Source organism: Psychrobium sp. 1_MG-2023 (assembly GCF_030689115.1).
Lineage (GTDB): Bacteria > Pseudomonadota > Gammaproteobacteria > Enterobacterales > Psychrobiaceae > Psychrobium.
The window spans coordinates 35,367-55,939 of the sequence record NZ_JAUYVJ010000004.1; the positions used below are offsets into that span (position 1 = coordinate 35,367).

The following is a 20,573-nucleotide window of genomic DNA, read 5'->3' on the forward strand; positions in this document are numbered from 1 at the left end:
ATGTTGTTTGCTGCTGCCCCATTGATTAGTGCGTTAGATTTCTTCCAGAATAAACGTATTATTAAGCAGCAGCAATTAACGCGTGGTCAAAGTAATATCAGTTATCAAGTTGTGTGTCAGCAAGGTACCTATTTAGTAAAATTTCTTGCTGACGTTCAACACTTCCCATCTAGCGGCTTAGCTCGAGAAAGAGAATATGCCGTACTAAATTTAATTCAACCATTGTGTATTACACCTGCATTATTAGCCATTTATGCTGATCAGCAGGGGGTGTTGTCATCGGGTGACGACCAATTTGAATTTAACGGGGTAGTGGTGTGCGACTTCATCAAAGAGGTGAGGGAGTTTGTGCATGATAGAGACACTTTTGCAGACCTTGCTGCGCTGCTTGCAAAACTACACACGTGTGACATCAGCAAGCTGAGAGCTGATGACTATCAGTTATTCGTATTTAAGAAACCTGTTGAGTTATTACAAAACTACTGGCGTCTTTGTGAGGCCCACTGTTCTGTTAATCATCGGGTTATTAACCTTGATATCAAAACATGTTTTAAACACCTCTTAGATCGGATCAGCAACCTTGTGTTAACGAGTGACACATTAATTCATGGTGATCTGAATCGAGAGAACATCTTGCTGTCTCAAACTCAGTTATATTTCATTGATTGGGAGTATGCGGGTATTGGTGATGTGTATTTTGATCTGGCGAGTATTCGAATCGAATATGGCTTGACTGAAACGCAGCTCCAGCATTTTATTAGCTGCTATCAATTACAACGGCCGCACTTTATTTGCGACCGTGCTAAGCTGGATTTAATGTCGTTATACTACGCGGGTATTTGTTGGTTATGGCAAGCCAATGATAGTCACTTTGAGAGCGAACACAGCCGTCGATATTATCAACAGCTGACATTGTTACTTTAAATGTTCTTGCTACAGGGTATTTTGTTAAGCGAAGGTCGTTTCATTTAATTTCTGGTAGATGCTACTTATCGCGTCTCGCAATTTATCACGATGATGATAGGCTGACGTCTCGCTTGCCACATCACAGTAGTGATATGGGCCACAGACATGCTCATGTGTCGAATGGATTAACACGGCGTCAGGCAGTGGCATATCAGTCATGGTATTAGTCCAACCTAAAAGCTGCTTTCGTGTAATTTTGCCCGCTGGACTATCTTCAGCAATCAGGTTACTGATATAAATTTTCTTGGCTTTACTATTCACAATCGCATCACGCAATTCTGGCATTAATAACGGTGGAACTAAGCTTGTTAAGAAGCTGCCAGGGCCAATTAAGATTAACTCGGCTTTATTGATAGCGTCGATGGCCTCAGGCGTTGCGGCGACCTGCGGTTCAAGACAAAGCTTCTTGGGCATAGTTACCATCTTATCGACGCCAATTTCGCCAAAGACACGACGTTCATCATGGTCATAGGCAACGAGATGCGTTGGAAGCTCGGACATTGGCACAATATTACTTTTAACATGCAACATCTCTCTGATGAGTTTTATTGCATCAAGAGGTCGGACACTCATCTTATCAAGTGCGAGTAACATTAAGTTGCCTAGGTTGTGCTGGGCTAATTCGCTTTCACCACCAAAACGATACTCAAACATTAAACTGGCTATGGTAGGTTGAGTAATAAGTTGATGGATGCAATTACGTAGGTCACCCCACGCGATACAATTTTCAGTTTCACGTAAGCGCCCAGTAGAACCACCATTGTCAGTGGTAGTAACAATGCCTGTTAGTTTGCCTTCAAGGTGACTAAGTGAGGATAAAACTCGACCTAAACCGTGACCACCACCAATGGCGACAACGCTGTCAATCTGTTGGAGTGAATCGTTTTTAGGGGGAAAGTGAAGAAGTTCGTTAAAATGACTTGCTGAATCCATTGCAAATGGCCTTAGAACATCGCATTTGTATCTTTAATTCTAGTTGCTTAGCGCATTCGATTCAACTTATTACGTTAACAAATTGGTCACAATCGACCAATTGCTAAGCATAAATCGTGCTGAGTGTGGTAACTGTGACCGAGATCAAGTGACGATGATACTCAAGCCTGCTTTTAATACTGACTAGTGATGTCAATATCTGAGGTTGGTTGAGAGCAACAGGTAAGGATCTCACCATCACGGATGTAGGCGAGAGGCTCTATGGTGTAAACAACCGAGCCGTAATTAAGTTTACAGCGACAGGCACCGCAGGTACCATCACGGCAATGGTAGTTCACTTTTACACCTTGTGCTTCAAGGTATTCAAGTGTGGTTTGGTCACTGTGCTGGGTGAATTTTTCATCACACAGCACATTGTTGTAGGTTACTGCTTTCATATCTTAATTATAAATCAAAATCATCAAACTCGTCACTGTCGAGTTCGCTGTCAATTTGACCGACTAAGTAAGACGATATTTCACTTTCTTGAGGTGCAACTTGTACGTTGTCACTCACTAGGTATGAATTAATCCATGGTAGTGGGTTAGTAACGGTCGCAAACGGTGGTTTATGACCAATGGCGATTAGGCGTTGGTTAGAAATGTACTCAACGTATTGCTTTAAGATTTCAGCATTTAGGCCGATCATTGAGCCATCTTTAAATAAGTACTCAGCCCATTGCTTTTCTTGCTCGACCACATCAAGGAATACTTGTAAGCCTTCATCTTTCATTTGTTCGCTGATTTCTTTCATTTCTGGGTCGTCTTTACCTTCAGCCCATAAATTAAGAATATGCTGTGTGCCTGTTAAGTGAACAGCCTCATCGCGCGCAATTAACTTGATGATTTTTGAGTTGCCTTCTAATAATTCACGTTCAGCAAAAGCGAAAGAACAAGCGAAGCTTACGTAAAAACGGATAGCTTCTAATGCGTTTACAGAACAGATACATAAGAATAAACGCTCTTTTAACTTACGTTGGGTCACTTCAATAGTGCGGCCTTCGACGTCATAGGTGCCTTCACCTTGTGCTTGTAGCAATTGGCTTGTGACAATAACGTCATCAAAGTATTTTGCGATATCGCTAGCACGGTTCAAGATATCTTCGTTAATCAGAATATCGTCGAACACTTCACTTGGGTCAGTAAATAGATTACGTAAAATATGGGTGTATGAACGAGAATGGATGGTCTCAAAGAAACCCCAAGTTTCAATCCATGTTTCCATTTCTGGCAAGGATACTAATGGAAGTAATGTCACGTTTACACTGCGTGCTGCAATCGAATCAAGTAGCGTCTGATATTTTAAGTTACTGATGAAAATATGCTGTTCACTTGAGGTTAGCTTTTGCCAATCCATACGGTCTTTTGAAATATCAACTTCTTCTGGACGCCAGAAAAATGAAATTTGTTTCTCGATTAACTTTTCAAAAATAGGTAATTTTTGTTGGTCAAAACGTGAAACGTTTACCGAGTTACCCAAGAACATTGGTTCAAGGAGTGGGTTATTTTTAGTTTGATTGAACGTTGAATAAGTCATGTCATACCCTAGAATGTTGGTTAAAAGCCACCGCAGTAAAAAGGCGGTGGCTTTTTATATTGATTGCTAACTGTTTGTTAGTATGTCGCTGCGTGATTAGATTTTACACGCGCCGCCTGCACAACCGTCATCTTCTTGTTCGATAACGATATCACCTTGTGCATCATCTGCACCATCACGGGTATTGTGGTAGTACAAGGTTTTAACCCCAAACTTATAAGCAGTTAGTAAGTCTTTAATTATTCCTTTCATTGGCACTTTGCCATTGTCGAACTGGTTTGGATCGTAGTTGGTGTTAGCCGAAATCGCTTGGTCAACAAACTTTTGCATTAAACCAACTAGGTGTAAGTAGCCATCATTTGATGGGATCTTCCACAACAGTTCATAATTATCTTTCAATGTTAAATAGTCAGGTACTACTTGTTTTAAGATACCATCTTTACTTGCTTTAACGCTAATTAACCCTCGTGGTGGCTCAATACCGTTGGTCGCATTTGAGATTTGTGATGATGTCTCAGATGGCATTAGGGCCGATAGTGTTGAGTTACGTAAGCCGTGTGTTTTAATATCTTGGCGTAGGGCTTCCCAGTCTAAGTTCATTTCGTTTGAACAAAGTACATCAAGATCTTTCTTGTATGTATCAATTGGCAAGATACCTTGCGAGTAAGTGGTTTCGTTAAACCAGTCACAGGCACCCACTTCTTGCGCTAACTTATTAGACGCTTTAAGCAAGTAATATTGAATTGCTTCAAATGTTTCGTGTGTTAAACGGTTTGCTGAACCGTCAGAGTATTTTACACCATTTTTAGCTAAGTAATAAGCGTAGTTAATAACACCTATACCTAATGTACGACGAGCCAAGCTTGATTTTTGTGCTGCAACAATTGGGTAATCTTGATAGCTTAATAAGTTATCCAATGCACGCACTGCAAGCTCTGCTAGCTCTTCTAAATCATCAAGCGACTTAATCACACCTAAGTTAAAGGCTGATAAAGTACAGAGTGCGATTTCACCGTTTGGATCGTCAAAGCTTTGTAGTGGTTTCGTCGGTAAAGCAATCTCTAAACATAGGTTAGATTGTTTTACTGGCGCAACACTTGGAATAAATGGGCTGTGTGTATTACAGTGATCAACGTTTTGTAGGTAGATACGACCTGTGCTAGCACGCTCTTGAGCAAATAATGAGAAAAGCTCCACCGCTTTGATGGTTTTCTTACGAATAGAGTCATCTGCTTCATATTGCGTGTAAAGCTGCTCGAATTTCTCTTGGTCAGCAAAAAATGCATCGTATAAACCAGGTACATCACTTGGTGAGAATAAAGTAATGTTTTCGCCTTTAATTAAACGCTGGTACATAACTTTATTAAACTGAACCCCGTAGTCCATATGACGAACACGGTTTTCTTCAACACCACGGTTATTTTTAAGTACTAGCAGCGACTCTACTTCAAGGTGCCACAATGGGTAGAATAATGTAGCTGCACCACCGCGAACGCCACCCTGAGAACAACTTTTTACAGCCGTTTGGAAATGTTTATAAAATGGGATACAACCAGTGTGATTGGCCTCGCCACCACGAATTGGGCTGCCGATTGCACGAATACGACCTGCGTTAATACCAATACCCGCACGTTGACTAACATATTTTACGATTGAACTTGATGTTGCATTGATAGAATCAAGGTTATCATCACATTCAATTAATACACATGAGCTAAATTGGCGCGTTGGGGTACGCACACCAGCCATAATTGGTGTCGGCAGTGAAATCTTAAATTGGGATACTGCATCATAAAAACGCACGACGTAATCCATGCGTGTGTCTTTAGGGTATTTAGAGAATAAGGCAGCGGCAATTAGCATGTATAGGAACTGCGCGCTCTCAAAGATTTCACCGGTTGTACGGTTTTGTAATAGATACTTACCTTCTAACTGCTTAACGGCCGCGTAGCTAAAGTTCATATCACGCCAATGATCGATTGCATCGTTCATTACGTTGAATTCTTCACGCGTGTAATCGGCTAATAGGTGGTCATCATAACGCTTAGCTTCACACATCTTGACCGTGTGATCATAAAGGTGCGGTGGCTCAAATTGGCCGTAAGCTTTTTTGCGTAAATGGAATACAGCTAAGCGCGCTGCCATGTATTGGTAGTCAGGCGTTGTTTCAGAAATTTGATCCGCTGCTGCTTTAATAATAGTTTCATGAATGTCTTCGGTTTTCATTCCCATGTAAAACTGAAGGTGCGCTTTGATCTCAACCTGTGATACTGAAACGTTCTCAAGATCTTTGGCTGCCCAGTCGAGAACTTTATGGATCTTATCTAGATCGATAGGCTCTTGTTTTCCACTACGTTTAGTGACTAGGAGGTTTGTATTCATTCTTATTATCCATATTTGGGTGGCGCTAGAGTACAGGCATTAAATAGGGCAACGAAAAGGGTCATTATGCGAAACTGCATGACATAATTAATGTAACACAACACAGAAAAACAGTATCCATTGTTTTAGTGTTTGTTGTTGCCAAAATACACAACATCTAGGGTTGTTAAATTTTATGTGCTACAAGATAGAGGGGATAGGCTGAATTTGCAAGTACTAATAAAAGGAATAAGTTGTGGATAAAGTGTGATCTTTTTTATAGGTTAGTGGCGACTATCATTATGGCTAGTATTTCTATCGTATGCCTAAAAAAAGCAATTTAAAATGGGCTTTTTAATTTTTTTTTTACCATAAATTATTGGCGATTAAATTGCTTAATTTTTGTCAGCTATTTGTCAGTAGATCACAAAGCTCATCGCAACGATCAACGATCATATCAGCTTGCCATTCATGACAAGGATCTTGGTGTGGGATATAACCATAGTTCGCTGCAACACTATGCATCTTTGCACTGGTTGCTGCTTCGATATCTGTTCTGGCATCTCCAACATAAATGATCTGCTGTGGTTCAATCGCTAGAGATTTAGCGGCTAATATCAATGGTGCGGGTGACGGTTTACGCTCTCGCATGGTATCTCCACAGACAGTGACATGCGTTGTGGCTAGTAATGGAAAACTGTTCAGTAACTGCTTGGTATAGAAATAGGGCTTATTGGTGACGATCCCCCAAGGAATCTTTTGATCGTTTAATTGGTTGAGCAATTGCTCACAGCCACCAAAATAGCGCGAGTGGGTGGCTACGTTATTTTCATAATAGTCTAAAAACTCTTGGCGTAATCGCTGATAGTCATCCTCACTTAGGGCATGACCATAACCAGCTTTAATTAACGCTAGTGCACCTTGAGACGCCGTGTGAAAAATCGTGTCATCACTTAATAGTTCGAGACCGTCACGAGATAATAGTGCATTGGCGGCAGCACCGAGATCTGCGGCGGTATCGAGTAGTGTGCCATCAAGATCAAATAGCATGGCATTGACAGTGTGTTGCTTAAATTTAAATGAAAATGACATGCTAGTGTCCATATGAATTATTGAGCAGGGTTAGGCTGACAATGTAAGATATAGTTAACTGATAAATCGTTATTCATCTTAAATTGTTCTGTTAGCGGGTTGTAGTGAATACCAACAGCATCAAGACAGCGTGCTTGATGGTTATCCACAAAGCGGATTAACTCGCTAGGGCGAATAAACTTTTTATGTTCGTGTGTACCTTTTGGTACTAACTTAAGTAAATGTTCTGCGCCAACGATTGCTAATAAATACGCTTTGTTGGTTCTATTGAGTGTAGAGAAGAACAGCTGACCGCCAGGTTTTACTAATTTGACGCAAGCGGCAACAATTGACTCTGGATTTGGTACGTGCTCTAACATTTCCATACAAGTGACAACATCAAATGAATGAGGTTGCTCTTCGGCGAGTTGTTCTACGGTTACTTGTCGATAGTCAACGTTATCAACTTTGGCTTCAAGGCTATGTAGTTTAGCCACATTAAGCGATTCCTCAGCCATATCGATACCTAAGACATCACCACCAAGTTTCGCCATCGATTCTGCCAAGATGCCGCCACCACAACCCACATCGAGCACACGCTTATTGAATAAACCATCACTTTTACTGGCGATGTAATTTAAACGGGTCGGGTTCATTAGATGTAGCGGTTTAAATTCACCGTGTAAGTCCCACCAACTTTGGGCGAGGGCAGCGAATTTTTGTATTTCTTGGTGATCGACATTGTCGTTTGACTGATGAGTATCTTGAGTTTGCATAGCCGGAAAAGTCACTTACGGAAAAAAACTCATTATACGGGGCTTACTATCTTTTACACAATGATTAATTCACCAGAAGCTCTGGGTTAAAAATCAACAGGTAAATGAGTGTTTTCAGCTTCATTTGTACGAATTTAAGACAAGTACAATAGTCTAACGTTGAGTTTTATTGGGCATTGGCAAATTAAAGCGCTAATAGGCTAGCTTCACTCGGTAACTATGCTAGAATCATGGCCTATTTTGTGCCTCTGTTGCCTGATTATAATTACAATGTCAGTGGCGGTGGGGGTTGTTGTTTTACTAAACACAGGGATCTTAGCGATTTATGACTGAGTTGGCCAATAGTGTATCGCCGATTAATATCGAAGACGAATTAAAGAATTCGTACCTCGATTACGCCATGAGCGTAATTGTAGGTCGTGCTTTACCTGATGTTAGGGATGGATTAAAGCCCGTACATCGTCGTGTACTTTTTGCAATGGATGTTTTAGGTAACGACTGGAATAAACCGTATAAGAAATCAGCGCGTGTCGTTGGTGACGTTATCGGTAAATATCACCCGCATGGTGATTCAGCAGTTTATGACACCATCGTTCGTATGGCGCAGCCTTTCTCATTGCGTTACCCACTTGTTGACGGCCAAGGTAACTTTGGTTCTGTTGATGGTGATTCTGCCGCGGCAATGCGTTATACCGAAATTAGAATGAAAAAAGTCGCTCATGCTTTATTAAGCGACTTAGAAAAAGACACGGTAGATTACGCGCCAAACTATGATGGCACTGAACAAATTCCAGTGGTATTGCCAACTCGCATTCCGAACTTACTGGTTAATGGTTCATCGGGTATCGCGGTAGGTATGGCGACTAACATTCCGCCACATAACCTTAATGAAGTGATTTCAGGCTGTCTTGCGTTAATTGAAAATCAAGACTTATCAATTGAAGACCTAATCGAGTACATTCCTGGCCCAGATTTCCCGACTGCGGGTATTATCAGTGGCCGTCAAGGGATCATCGATGCGTATAAAACCGGTCGTGGTAAAGTTCGTATCCGTGCTCGTGCTGAAATTGAAGTGGCTGATAACGGTAAAGAAACGATTATCGTTCATGAGTTGCCGTATCAAGTCAATAAAGCTCGCCTAATCGAGAAGATGGCTGAGCTTGTACGAGATAAGAAAATTGAAGGCATTAGCGCACTACGTGATGAGTCTGATAAAGACGGCATGCGCATGGTTATCGAAATCAAGCGTGGTGAAGTGGGCGAAGTTGTTTTAAATAACCTATATGCTCAAACGCAAATGCAAGTTTCTTTTGGTATTAACATGGTGGCGCTGGAAGATAATCGCCCTAAATTGTTTAATCTAAAAGAAATGTTAATGAGCTTCGTACGTCACCGTCGTGAAGTGGTTACCCGTCGTACCGTATTTGAATTACGTAAAGCGCGCGAACGTGCTCATATCCTTGAAGCATTAGCGATTGCATTAGCTAATATCGATCCTGTGATTGAAGTGATTCGTAACTCACCGACCCCAGCTGAAGCTAAAGTTGCATTAGTTGCGCGCGGTTGGGAATTAGGTAATGTTGCGCCAATGCTTGAAAAAGCCGGTGATGACGCTGCTCGCCCAGAGTGGTTAGAGCCTGAATTTGGTATTCGTGATGGTCAATATCACCTAACTGAAACGCAAGCCCAAGCAATTTTAGATTTACGCTTACATAAGCTTACTGGCTTAGAACATGAGAAAATCTTAGGTGAATACCAAGAAATCTTAGATCTAATTGCTGAGCTGTTACATATCCTAGGTAGCCCTGAGCGCCTAATGGAAGTGATTCGTGAAGAGCTTGAAGCGGCTCGTGATGAGTTTGGTGATGAACGTCGTACTGAAATTACCAATGCGTCTCATGATTTATCTCTAGAAGACTTAATCAACGAAGAAGATGTTGTTGTAACCTTGTCACATGAAGGTTATGTGAAGTACCAACCACTGAGCGAATATGAAGCCCAGCGCCGTGGTGGTAAAGGTAAAGCGGCGACTAAGATGAAAGATGAAGATTACATCGAACGTCTATTAGTTGCTAATACCCATGATACGATTTTATGTTTCTCTAACCGTGGTAAGATGTACTGGTTGAAAGTTTATCAACTACCATTAGCGTCTCGTCAAGCGCGTGGTAAGCCAATCATCAACTTATTACCTCTTGAGAAAGACGAGCGTGTTACAGCGATTTTACCTGTTCGTGAATACACAGAAGATAAGTGTATCTTAATGGCAACCGCTGCTGGTACCGTTAAGAAAACTAACCTGACAGCGTACTCTCGCCCTCGTGCTAACGGTATTATTGCTGTTAACTTACGTGATGATGACGAGCTAGTTGGCGTAGCGCTAACCCAAGAGGGCAGCGAAATTATGCTATTCTCTGATGAAGGTAAAGTTGTACGCTTTAGCGAAGATCAATGTCGTGCGATAGGCCGTACTGGTACAGGTGTACGTGGTATGAAGCTTAAAGAAGGGCAAAAAGTGGTATCACTGATTGTTCCTCATGGCGACGGTTGTATCTTAACAGTGACCGAGAATGGCTACGGTAAGCGAACTATCCTTGAAGATTACCCAGCGAAGAGTCGTGCGACGCAGGGTGTTGTATCAATTAAGGTTAGTGAACGTAACGGCCTCGTTGTTGGTGCTGTTCAGGTTGATGAAAACGATGAAATCATGCTTATCTCTAATCGTGGTACGCTTGTACGTACACCGGTTGATGGCGTATCGACTGTTGGTCGTAATACGCAAGGTGTAACGTTGATTCGTACTGCCGATGAAGAGAAAGTAGTCGCGCTACAGCGTATCGAAGAAGTCGAAAATGAAGAATTGCCAGAGGGTGAAACTGATGGTGAGACGTCTGCGGTAGATGCTGCTGAAACGACTTCAGATGTGGCACCAACAGGTGACGCACCAACAGAACAAGAGTAATCGCCTTTAAGCGACTTTAAACTGTTCTGTTTATATTAAAGCCCATAATCATTGATTTGATTATGGGCTTTTTTTTGGGGCTTTAGAGGCGCTTTTTGCCGGAATCGTTGTTTTATATTGAAAAAGTCACTCATATCATTTAAAACGTATTAGTAATTAGTCTGATATCCTCAGCCTATGCTAGCTTACCAACTTGAGCGCGGTATGATGTACAGTCAATATTTTCTAGGAGAAGTCGTTAAATGAAACCGGTATATAATTTTTGTGCAGGCCCTGCAATGTTACCTGCAGAAGTGATGCAAAAGGCACAACGTGAATTTGTTAATTGGCAAAATCATGGCATATCGGTTATGGAATTTAGCCATCGTGATAAGCACTTTATGGCTGTCGCCGAAGCTGCAGAACAAAATCTGCGTAAGCTAATGAATATTCCAGATAACTATAAGGTGCTGTTCAGCCATGGTGGTGGTCGCGGACAATTTGCTGCTGTACCGCTTAACTTAATTGGCTTAACGGGTAAAGCAGACTATTTAGTAACAGGCTCTTGGTCGAAAGCGGCCGTTGCTGAAGGGAAAAAGTTTGGTGAAATTAATGTTGTTGCGCAGCCAAGTGTAGTGGGTGGCCTAAATGCCGTTGCTAGCCCAAATGAATGGCAGTTAAGCGATGACGCGAGCTATTTCCATTACTGTCCAAATGAAACAGTCGACGGCATCGAGATGTTTAATGAGCCAGAAGTTGGGGTTCCATTAGTTGCGGATATGTCTTCAACGATCCTGTCACGTGAGATCGATGTTTCTAAGTATGGCGTTATTTACGCGGGCGCTCAAAAGAATATCGGGCCATCAGGGTTATCAATCGTGATAGTTCGTGAAGATTTATTGGGTCATGCTCTTGATGTCACCCCATCGATTATTGATTACAAAACGATGAGTGATAATGATTCTATGTATAATACACCACCGACATACGCTTGGTATCTCGCTGGTGAGGTTTTTAAGTGGTTATTAGACCAAGGCGGTGTGCCAGCTATTGAAGCCCTGAATAAGAAGAAAGCTGATTTACTGTATGATTTCATCGACAGTAGTGATTATTACCGTAATGGAGTCGAGCCTAGCTTTCGTTCACGAATGAACGTGACGTTCCAACTTGCTGATGAAGCCGATAATGCCGCTTTTTTAGCCGGCGCGGAGGAAGCTGGTTTAATGGCGCTCAAGGGTCACCGTAGTGTTGGTGGTATGCGAGCGAGTATTTATAATGCAATGCCCCTTGCAGGAGTCGAAGCATTAGTTCAATATATGGAGCAATTTCAACAACGTTAATTGATTTAATGTAACGTTGTTAGCTTAATGTCACAAAGCGAGACCGTTTAGCGTCTCGCTTTGTTGTATTTTATGGACAGTTTTCTCGCAGGAGCGATGTATGATCTTGGCTTGGGCAAAAAGCCTTTTTAATCAACAACCCACGATGGATTTATCTGAAGAGGGTTGTGTCAGTGAAAAGAAGTTTTTTGCGTATGTTTTCACTTTAATTCTAAAACCTATCTCGTGTGTAGGGATTGTCTGCATTGCTGCGATTTGGATGATTGAATTTAATAGTGGACACTTAACCGCCCTTGACCAATATGCATACCCATTATTAATTTTTACTTTCTCCTGCTCTTTCGTCACTTTACTGTATTTCCCTAGTCAGGCGAATGCAGTTGCCAGCGCATTAGTGTTTTCAATCGCTAGTTATTTTCTTGCCTCTTATCATTTCATCTTTATTGTGCTTGAAAGGAGTTCCCTAGAAAATAATTTTTATAATCTGGCATCAATTTCTCAGTGGCTGCCATCTATCTATATTGCAATTTTTTTACTTCACCATATCGAACGTGCGATGTTTTACTCAATTGCGTTCTATTTAGCTCTGCTGGGTCCTGAAGCTTATTATATATTTGCTGGGAGTCACCATTCGGATATTGCACATAATCTATTGGTTAATATTGTTCTCTCACACCCCGTTTATATTTGTATCTTGCTCTGTTTGAGTTTTATGAAAAAGCAAGGCTATGCGTCTTATGTAAGGGCTCAGGATATGGAGAGACTAGTAAATATTGACGATTTGACGAAAGCTCATAATAGACGAGGTATTGAAGAGAAGATTATTAGTTTAATTGAAAATAGGCAACGAGCAGGGGAAGAGTTTTGTTTAGTGATGTTCGATGTTGATCACTTTAAAAAAATCAACGATAGTTATGGCCATCCAGTAGGTGATGAGGTTTTGGTTAAGTTGGTTGAGCAGACAAAACGTGAACTGCGTCAAGATGATAGTATTGGGCGATGGGGCGGTGAAGAGTTCATCCTTTTACTGCCAAGAACAAATGTTGAACAAGCAAGCGCTTTTGCTAATCGAATTAGGCTATTGTTCCCTAGCATTAAGTTTAGTGCCCCTGTGACATTAACCGCTAGTTTTGGCATCAGTTCGTATCGTATTTCTGACTCGAGTCCTGCAGCTGATAAGATCAGTGCGATTTTAATTGCAAAAGCCGATCAAGGCTTGTATCAGTCAAAGAGTTCTGGCAGGAATCAGATTACAGTGATTTAGCCCAGTGATTAGTTGGAAAATATTAACAACAACATTGGTTTAAATGATTTACTTTGCTAAGTTTAAATACTCTGGTTCAAAGTGTGTGTTTTTGTCATGATGATGTGCACAATACAATAAAATTTACCGTTTGATGCAGAGTTTTGTTATCTAAAGCAAATAATTGTATAAAATAACAAATTAATTAAGACGGTGTGATTACTTTATAGACATATTATGTCGACAAGCCAGTTGCTATCACCTAATATGTTGGCTTGTTTATTTTTGGAGACGTTAAATGACAGCAATTGAAGAGTTTATTAAAAAGGAATCTTCAGCCGGGATTGTCTTAATTTTTGTAACCGTTATCGCGTTACTATTGAAAAATACCGGACTCTCGGATTTTTATGATGCATTTCTAAATACACCAGTCGAAGTTCGATTCGGTGCATTACATATCGATAAACCATTACTGCTGTGGATTAACGATGGTCTGATGGCAGTGTTCTTTTTACTTATTGGTCTTGAAGTCAAGCGAGAGATCATTGAAGGACACTTATCTTCACCAGCTCAGGTGGTGTTACCTGGCTTTGCAGCCGTCGGTGGTATGGTTGTCCCTGCTGCTGTTTATTTGTATTTTGTTGGGATAGATAGCCCGGGAACACAAGGGTGGGCTATCCCTACGGCCACTGATATCGCTTTTGCGTTAGGTGTTTTATCCTTACTTGGTAAACGTGTGCCAGTATCACTTAAAATCTTTTTAATGGCATTGGCGATTATTGATGATTTAGGCGCAATTATTATTATTGCCCTGTTCTATACCGTTGAGCTATCCACGTTATCGATTGTTGTTGCTGCAGCCGCGTTGACAACTCTGGTGGTGATGAATAGGCTTGGGGTTGATAGAAAAGCTGCCTACGTTATTGTTGGTGTGATTTTATGGATTAGTGTGCTTAAGTCTGGTGTTCATGCAACGCTTGCTGGTGTCGCATTAGCCTTTACCATTCCTTTAAAACAACGCCCGGGCAAGATTGTTGGTCGTGAACGCTCGATGCTTAAATCGATGGAACATGATTTACATTATTGGGTCGCATTCTTTATTTTACCGTTATTTGCTTTCGTAAATGCAGGGGTGGACTTTAGAGATATTTCTGTTGAACAAATCTTAACTCCTGTACCTCTTGGTATCGCTGCGGGTTTATTTATCGGTAAGCAGGTTGGGGTATTCTTCTTTAGTTGGATTGCCATAAAACTTAAATTGGCGAAGATGCCTGATGACAGTAATATGACCCAAATCTATGGTGTGTCCATTTTAACGGGGATAGGTTTTACTATGAGTTTATTCGTAAATTCATTAGCCTTTACTGACCCAACACAGTTTATGTTTGCTGATAAGTTGGCAATATTAGTCGGTTCGTTTGCCTCCGGTGTTATCGGTTACCTAGTGCTAAGGTATTCAACACACTCAGCGAAAGGTTAATACTAAGTATTGATAACGGTGCCTATACTTATTTTGCGCATCGTTATCACCCCTCTCAAACCGTCTACTTTTTCATCTCTTAGTTCCCTCGAACATTACATTTTAGTTAAATTGAATCTTATTTGAGCACTAGCTTTTATTAAGGCCAATTAATACTTGACTATATCTTCTTTCAGTAGCTATTCTAGATTAAATACGCAGCTATCAATGGCATAGCTAGGCATATAGATGATTCAGATGCACTCTGTGCAACAGGACTGTGAATGGACGCGAATACATTAAGCTTACCTCAATCAATTGATATCTCTTATGTCACAGAGTTTCACCCTCAACTCATTTCGTTTTTATCTGAATTTACAGAGTCTAAAAATGACATTCTTGTCATTAATGCTTCGGAATTAGAACGCATTGATACTGCCGGTATTCAGCTTCTTATTGCATTCGTTATCGAGGCAACTAAAATGAATGTTACTATTCAATGGCAGTCTATTTCTACCGAGTTAGAGAACACCGCTAATGAGTTAGGGCTTGCGCAAGCACTTAAATTAAATTAACAAAAAATTATTATAGGACCTCCCATGGCAAAGATCTTAGTAGTCGATGACTCTGCTTCAATTCGAAATATGGTTTCATTTACCCTTAAACAGCAGCAGTATGAGATTGTTGAAGCTGCTGACGGTAAACAGGGACTTGAAAAAGCAAAGACAGGTAAGTTTGACTTAGTTATTACAGATGTAAATATGCCGGTAATGGATGGTATTACGTTATGTAAAGAGCTACGTCAATTGCCTACATTCAAATTTACACCGATCTTGATGTTAACCACGGAAAGCTCAACAGACATGAAAATGAAAGGGAAGGCGGCTGGCGCGACAGGTTGGTTGGTTAAACCGTTTAACCCAGAGAAGCTTGTTGCGACAATTAAACGCGTCATTAGGTAATCATTTATGAGTATCGATCTCTCACAATTTATTCCAACTTTTTTAGAAGAAAGCTTTGAAGGCTTAGAGCTAATGGAGTCCGGCTTGCTAAATTTGGAGCAAGGGGATATTGATACTATAAATGCTATTTTTCGAGCTGCACACTCCATTAAGGGGGGCGCTGGTACCTTTGGGTTTAATCGAGTAACTAACTTCACACATGAAGTTGAGACCTTACTTGATGAAATGCGTGATGGCAGACGAGAGGTTAATCAATCTGATATCAACTTACTATTAAAGTCGGTTGATTGTATAAAATTACTAATTGAAAGTGCTAGGGATGGTGTCGAGTGTGAAGATGACGCTATTAATGAGACCCATCTTGCACTTGAGCAGACATTGAGCGGGAAAGCTCATGGTGATAACGATAGCCAGGATGTTTCAGAAGTTGAACAGCTTTTAAGTGAAGTTAAAAGTAAGAAGCAATGGCTTATTGAGTTCGTGCCTAAACATGAAATTATGCAAACGGGTAACGATCCTCTTCACCTTCTTAATGTGTTGGCTGAATTAGGCTCGATGAGTATTGAACCTAACCTTCAAGATATTCCTCCTTTAGGTGACATACACCCTGAGGAGTGTTACCTCTATTGGCGTTTAACCTTAGTGTCTGACTGTAGTGAAGAGGATATTATAGAGGTCTTCGAATGGGTCGAAGATGAGTGCTCATTAACTATAACCTTGAGCGATTCAGATGAACCAAGCCCAGCCATAGAATCTGTTGAACAGCCCAGTCTGCAAGTCGATCAAACGCCACCCTCTCAGCCACCAAGTCAAGTACCACAAAAATCGCTAAAAGCACCAGATGAATCGGTGAAAGCTAAACCAACGACCGAAGGTGGCTCTATTAGGGTCGGAATCGATAAAGTCGACACCTTGATAAATCGTGTTGGTGAACTAGTTATAACTCAAGCCATGCTTAAACAAATAGGCAGCGAATTGGCTGAAGATGAAACCGTTGATAAGCTACGTGAGGGTTTAGTTCAACTTGAGAGTAATACACGTGACTTACAAGAAGATGTCATGCGTATTAGGATGTTACCTATTAGCTTTGTGTTTAATCGTTTTCCACGAATGGTTTATGACGTAAGTTCGAAACTGGGCAAGAAGGTTGAACTGAAATTATCAGGCGAACAGACTGAGTTAGATAAAACGGTGATGGAAAAAATCGGTGACCCACTTGTTCATCTGGTCAGAAATTCATTAGATCACGGTTTAGAAATGCCTGAAGAGCGCAAAGAAGCGGGTAAAGACGAAACAGGAATCGTACACCTCAACGCTTATCACCAAGGTGGCTATATTGTCATTGACATTATTGATGATGGCCGGGGCCTCAACACCGAAAAAATTTATGATAAAGCAATAGAGAAAGGACTAATTAGCGCCGACCAAAGCCTTTCTGACCAAGAAATTAATGAACTGATCTTTGCGCCAGGCTTTTCCACTGCCGATGCCGTTAGTGATCTATCAGGCCGTGGTGTCGGCATGGATGTGGTTAGACGAAATATTGAATCGTTAGGTGGTCATGTCTCTTTATCTTCTCAACAAGGTGAAGGATCAAAATTTTCAGTTAGTCTACCACTGACCTTAGCTATCCTCGACGGACAATTAATTAATGTGGCCGGGCAAATATTTATCGTTCCTTTAGTATCAATCGTTGAATCTGTTCAAGTGAATAAAAGCGCCGTCAAAGCGATTGCTGGTCAAGAAAACCTTTATTTATTTCGTGATGAATATTTACCTATTTATAACATTCGTTCTTTATTTTCTTTACCCGGAAAAGTTTCGCCTGCTGATGAAAATATGGTGATCATTGTTGAAAGTAACGGCAATAAATATGCCTTGGTTGTTGACGATTTACTTGAACAGCAGCAAGTCGTCTTAAAAAGTTTAGAGTCTAACTATATGGCCGTCGAAGGAATCTCTGGCGCTACCATTTTAGGTCATGGTGGCGTAGCCTTAATCATTGACATAAAAGGTGTCAGCTCTTTAAATCATAAAAACAGTCGTTCAAAGAAGTTTTCCCGGGAACGGTCGGTAGCAGAGGCAACTACATGAGTTTAACGATTCACCAAGACATCGATACGCTGGTTGAAAGTAAACAGTTTTTGTCATTTATATTGGCGGGTGACGAATACGCAACAGATATATTGAAAGTTCAAGAAATTAGAGACTGGACATCAACGACGTTAGTCCCGAATAGCCCGACTTATATTGAAGGTGTATTAAACCTTCGTGGTGAAATTATTCCAATAATCAATCTGCGGACCCGATTTGGTTTACCTGATTTACCAGATAAGAAAAATAGAATTGTTATTGTATTGAATATTGTAAGTGATCAAAAAAGGCGTTTAATGGGACTTCTCGTTGACGCATTTTCTGAAACTTATGATATCCCATTAGAAAAAATTAAATCGGCCCCGAATAATATCAGCGTGATAGACGATGACTTTATTTCTGGGTTAACGACAGTGGATGAAAAAATGGTCATTTTGTTAGATGTTGATGAGTTAATGAATTCCAATGAACTATCGACTGACTGCAGCGCAGCAACGGCATAAATAGCGACCTTCCGAGGAGAAGAAAACAATGAGAACGAATACACCTGTGACAGACCGTCGTGTGTTACTAAAGCCCGGTCAGGATCTAGTTACAAAGACAGATCTTCAAGGACGCATTACCTACGTTAACCCGGCGTTTGTTGACGTTAGTGGCTTTACTGAACAAGAGTTAATGGGCGAGCAGCATAATATTGTTAGGCACCCTGATATGCCTCAAGCTGCATTCAAAGATTTATGGTCTACATTAGAAGCAGGACGTCCTTGGGTTGGCTATGTAAAGAATCGTTGTAAAAATGGCGATTATTATTGGGTAATAGCGAATGTAACTCCGTTATTTAAAGATGGGCGTTTAACTGAATATATGTCGGTTCGTACTGCACCAACTGATTTGGAAATCGCCGACGCCGAACGCTTGTATGGTCAGCTATCAAGAAACGAAACCACTTTACCCGGCCCTGATACCGTTAAGTCTAAAAATATTAAGTCATCTTTAAATAAGTGGATTGGTATTTCAGCCTTAACCATGCTTGCTATTGATATCCCACTGACCTTTATTGCACCCATGTTCACTGTTCTGGGGCCTTTAGCTGGATTAGGTGTGTTAGCCTATGGTGCTCATCGTGTGTTATCAAATAATGTCGTTTCAGGTATTGATAACGCGATAGAAGAGATGCGTCAGATAACGCAGGGGAACTACACTAAAAATATTCCGGTAAATCAGGATGGGGAAGTTGGCGATTTACTGCGGATGGTCAAATCAATCCAGATTAAATTAGGTTTTGAAGTTAACGATGCTAAAGAGACTGCGCAACGTGCTGAGCGCGTGAAAGTTGCTTTGGATAATGTCTCGTCAAGTGTCATGATGGCTGACCCCAATGGTAATATCATTTATGTCAATGATTCTGTTGTTAAAATGCTGTCGGAAGCTCAGGAAGACATTCAAACCGAGTTACCACATTTTGATGCTTCTAAACTCATTGGTAGTAATTTCGACTCTTTTCACAAAGACCCATCTCATCAGCGCCGCTTACTTGATGCGCTTAAATCAACGTTCAAGAGCCAAATTAGTGTTGGACCGCGTCGTTTTGTGCTGACCGCTGCCCCAGTAGTCGATGAGCAAGGTACTCGTTTAGGTTCTGTAGTTGAGTGGGCCGATGTCACACAACAGCTAGCGGCTGAAAGTGATGTAGAAAACATGATACGTGATGCTTCTCGTGGAATCCTAGACTCTCGTCTAGACCCAGAGAAATATGACGGATTTGTCGAGACAGTCGCCATCGGTATTAATGACATGTTAGATGCCGTTGTTGCGCCAATTACCGAAGTTAAGCGAGTGGTTGCTGATTTATCTCAGGGTAACTTGACATCGAAAATGAATGGTGATTTTGAAGGTGAGTTCGCAGAATTAGATGATTCGCTTCAATCGGCGATGTTGAAACTCGAAGATATTGTTAGTGAGATTCGAACTTCGAGTGGCTCGATTGCTTCGGGTGCTGAAGAAATATCTAAAGGTAATACAACGCTGAGTGGCCGCACCGAGGCACAAGCCGCAAGCCTAGAACAAACGGCGGCTAGTATGGAGCAGATGACGGCTACGGTACGTCAAAATGCAGACAGTGCGGCTCAAGCAAATGATCTTGCTGAAAATGCGAAGAAACTAGCTGAGAATGGCGGCGAAATTTCAGAGCGAGTTGTTCACTCAATGAGTGAGATTAGCCGTTCTAGTACACAGATATCAGAGATTATTGGTGTGATTGATGAAATCGCATTCCAGACAAACTTACTAGCATTAAATGCTGCGGTTGAGGCGGCTCGAGCAGGCGAACAAGGTCGTGGTTTTGCAGTAGTTGCAGCTGAAGTACGTAACCTTGCGCAACGAAGTGCAAGTGCTGCTAAAGAAATCAAAGGCTTGATCAGTGACAGTGTTGCTAAAGTGGAAGAGGGCGGTCGCTTTGTTGATGAGTCCGGTAAAGCACTAACGGAAATAGTTGGTGCCATTCATGAAGTATCTAACATCGTTAGTGAAATAGCCTTAGCAAGTAAAGAACAGGCAACAGGCATCGATCAGGTTAATGTTGCTGTCTCGGACATGGATGAAGGCACACAACAAAATGCAGCCCTAGTTGAAGAGGTTGCCGCAGCATCTGAAGGTATGGAAGAGCAGGCGGTTCAATTGCGCCAGTTAATGGGGTTTTTCTCATCATCTAATTCCCAAGTGATACATTCATTGAATGATAAGAAGACAAATTTAACCCCTGTGCCAGCAGCTGTTACTGCAAAAAAATCTAACAGGGCACCGATGGCTGCACCTGATAGCAATGATATGGAATGGGAAGAGTTTTAATGGAT

16 protein-coding genes are annotated in these 20,573 nt (G+C 41.2%); 10 read left to right on the forward strand and 6 right to left on the reverse strand.

Annotated features, from left to right (window positions below):
- Positions 1-924: a phosphotransferase gene (locus tag Q8W26_RS03115; protein ID WP_101214040.1), complete on the forward strand. Its 924-nt coding sequence runs from the start codon at positions 1-3 to the stop codon at positions 922-924.
- Positions 925-948: 24 nt separating this feature from the next.
- Here Q8W26_RS03115 and yvcK read toward each other — a convergent pair whose 3' ends face one another.
- The 6 genes from yvcK to ubiG all read right to left on the reverse strand — a co-directional run bounded on the left by yvcK (position 949) and on the right by ubiG (position 7,682).
- Complete coding sequence (gene yvcK / locus Q8W26_RS03120; protein ID WP_101214041.1) at positions 949-1,899, reverse strand: uridine diphosphate-N-acetylglucosamine-binding protein YvcK; 951 nt, start codon at positions 1,897-1,899, stop codon at positions 949-951.
- Positions 1,900-2,072: 173 nt separating this feature from the next.
- Positions 2,073-2,336 (reverse strand): class I ribonucleotide reductase maintenance protein YfaE, encoded by a 264-nt coding sequence (gene yfaE / locus Q8W26_RS03125; RefSeq protein ID WP_101214042.1) that lies wholly within the window; start codon positions 2,334-2,336, stop codon positions 2,073-2,075.
- Positions 2,337-2,343: 7 nt separating this feature from the next.
- A complete protein-coding gene (gene nrdB, locus Q8W26_RS03130; protein ID WP_101214043.1) occupies positions 2,344-3,474 on the reverse strand; it encodes a class Ia ribonucleoside-diphosphate reductase subunit beta in 1,131 nt (376 codons plus the stop codon).
- Positions 3,475-3,570: 96 nt separating this feature from the next.
- Positions 3,571-5,856: a class 1a ribonucleoside-diphosphate reductase subunit alpha gene (gene nrdA / locus Q8W26_RS03135; RefSeq protein ID WP_101214044.1), complete on the reverse strand. Its 2,286-nt coding sequence runs from the start codon at positions 5,854-5,856 to the stop codon at positions 3,571-3,573.
- Positions 5,857-6,240: 384 nt separating this feature from the next.
- Positions 6,241-6,927, reverse strand: a complete 687-nt coding sequence (locus Q8W26_RS03140) for an HAD-IA family hydrolase (RefSeq protein ID WP_305472246.1) — start codon at positions 6,925-6,927, stop codon at positions 6,241-6,243.
- A gap of 17 nt (positions 6,928-6,944) precedes the next feature.
- Positions 6,945-7,682, reverse strand: coding sequence for a bifunctional 2-polyprenyl-6-hydroxyphenol methylase/3-demethylubiquinol 3-O-methyltransferase UbiG (ubiG, locus tag Q8W26_RS03145; RefSeq protein WP_101214046.1), 738 nt, complete (start codon positions 7,680-7,682; stop codon positions 6,945-6,947).
- Positions 7,683-8,007: 325 nt separating this feature from the next.
- Here ubiG and gyrA point away from each other — a divergent pair, with 325 nt between their 5' ends.
- From gyrA to Q8W26_RS03190, 9 genes are all read left to right on the forward strand, one after another.
- Positions 8,008-10,644 carry a DNA topoisomerase (ATP-hydrolyzing) subunit A gene (gyrA, locus tag Q8W26_RS03150; RefSeq protein ID WP_101214047.1) on the forward strand — a complete coding sequence of 879 codons (2,637 nt, stop codon included), beginning with the start codon at positions 8,008-8,010 and terminating at the stop codon, positions 10,642-10,644.
- A gap of 242 nt (positions 10,645-10,886) precedes the next feature.
- A complete protein-coding gene (gene serC / locus Q8W26_RS03155; protein ID WP_101214048.1) occupies positions 10,887-11,963 on the forward strand; it encodes a 3-phosphoserine/phosphohydroxythreonine transaminase in 1,077 nt (358 codons plus the stop codon).
- 100 nt (positions 11,964-12,063) lie between these two features.
- Complete coding sequence (locus Q8W26_RS03160; RefSeq protein WP_101214049.1) at positions 12,064-13,227, forward strand: GGDEF domain-containing protein; 1,164 nt, start codon at positions 12,064-12,066, stop codon at positions 13,225-13,227.
- A 277-nt stretch (positions 13,228-13,504) separates the two neighbouring features.
- Complete coding sequence (gene nhaA, locus Q8W26_RS03165) at positions 13,505-14,686, forward strand: Na+/H+ antiporter NhaA (RefSeq protein WP_101214050.1); 1,182 nt, start codon at positions 13,505-13,507, stop codon at positions 14,684-14,686.
- 263 nt (positions 14,687-14,949) lie between these two features.
- Positions 14,950-15,240, forward strand: a complete 291-nt coding sequence (locus tag Q8W26_RS03170) for a lipid asymmetry maintenance protein MlaB (protein ID WP_101214051.1) — start codon at positions 14,950-14,952, stop codon at positions 15,238-15,240.
- Positions 15,241-15,264: 24 nt separating this feature from the next.
- Positions 15,265-15,627 carry a response regulator gene (locus Q8W26_RS03175; protein ID WP_101214052.1) on the forward strand — a complete coding sequence of 121 codons (363 nt, stop codon included), beginning with the start codon at positions 15,265-15,267 and terminating at the stop codon, positions 15,625-15,627.
- Between the two features lie 6 nt (positions 15,628-15,633).
- A complete protein-coding gene (locus Q8W26_RS03180; protein ID WP_101214053.1) occupies positions 15,634-17,721 on the forward strand; it encodes a chemotaxis protein CheA in 2,088 nt (695 codons plus the stop codon).
- Complete coding sequence (locus tag Q8W26_RS03185) at positions 17,718-18,224, forward strand: chemotaxis protein CheW (RefSeq protein ID WP_101214054.1); 507 nt, start codon at positions 17,718-17,720, stop codon at positions 18,222-18,224. Before Q8W26_RS03180 ends, Q8W26_RS03185 begins: the two co-directional genes overlap by 4 nt.
- A 28-nt stretch (positions 18,225-18,252) precedes the next feature.
- Entirely contained in the window at positions 18,253-20,568 is a 2,316-nt protein-coding gene (locus Q8W26_RS03190) for a methyl-accepting chemotaxis protein (protein ID WP_101214055.1), read from the forward strand.
- The last annotated feature ends 5 nt before the right edge of the window (positions 20,569-20,573 follow it).

What these genes read in the sequence shown, in the direction of transcription:
- Q8W26_RS03175 (WP_101214052.1), top strand. Translation starts at nt 15,265, where the DNA reads ATGGCAAAGATCTTAGTAGTCGATGACTCTGCTTCAATTCGAAATATG.
- yvcK (WP_101214041.1), bottom strand. Translation starts at nt 1,899, where the DNA reads ATGGATTCAGCAAGTCATTTTAACGAACTTCTTCACTTTCCCCCTAAA.
- yfaE (WP_101214042.1), bottom strand. Translation starts at nt 2,336, where the DNA reads ATGAAAGCAGTAACCTACAACAATGTGCTGTGTGATGAAAAATTCACC.
- gyrA (WP_101214047.1), top strand. Translation starts at nt 8,008, where the DNA reads ATGACTGAGTTGGCCAATAGTGTATCGCCGATTAATATCGAAGACGAA.
- Q8W26_RS03115 (WP_101214040.1), top strand. Translation starts at nt 1, where the DNA reads ATGTTGTTTGCTGCTGCCCCATTGATTAGTGCGTTAGATTTCTTCCAG.
- ubiG (WP_101214046.1), bottom strand. Translation starts at nt 7,682, where the DNA reads ATGCAAACTCAAGATACTCATCAGTCAAACGACAATGTCGATCACCAA.
- Q8W26_RS03170 (WP_101214051.1), top strand. Translation starts at nt 14,950, where the DNA reads ATGGACGCGAATACATTAAGCTTACCTCAATCAATTGATATCTCTTAT.
- nrdB (WP_101214043.1), bottom strand. Translation starts at nt 3,474, where the DNA reads ATGACTTATTCAACGTTCAATCAAACTAAAAATAACCCACTCCTTGAA.
- nhaA (WP_101214050.1), top strand. Translation starts at nt 13,505, where the DNA reads ATGACAGCAATTGAAGAGTTTATTAAAAAGGAATCTTCAGCCGGGATT.
- serC (WP_101214048.1), top strand. Translation starts at nt 10,887, where the DNA reads ATGAAACCGGTATATAATTTTTGTGCAGGCCCTGCAATGTTACCTGCA.
- Q8W26_RS03140 (WP_305472246.1), bottom strand. Translation starts at nt 6,927, where the DNA reads ATGTCATTTTCATTTAAATTTAAGCAACACACTGTCAATGCCATGCTA.
- Q8W26_RS03190 (WP_101214055.1), top strand. Translation starts at nt 18,253, where the DNA reads ATGAGAACGAATACACCTGTGACAGACCGTCGTGTGTTACTAAAGCCC.
- Q8W26_RS03185 (WP_101214054.1), top strand. Translation starts at nt 17,718, where the DNA reads ATGAGTTTAACGATTCACCAAGACATCGATACGCTGGTTGAAAGTAAA.
- nrdA (WP_101214044.1), bottom strand. Translation starts at nt 5,856, where the DNA reads ATGAATACAAACCTCCTAGTCACTAAACGTAGTGGAAAACAAGAGCCT.
- Q8W26_RS03180 (WP_101214053.1), top strand. Translation starts at nt 15,634, where the DNA reads ATGAGTATCGATCTCTCACAATTTATTCCAACTTTTTTAGAAGAAAGC.
- Q8W26_RS03160 (WP_101214049.1), top strand. Translation starts at nt 12,064, where the DNA reads ATGATCTTGGCTTGGGCAAAAAGCCTTTTTAATCAACAACCCACGATG.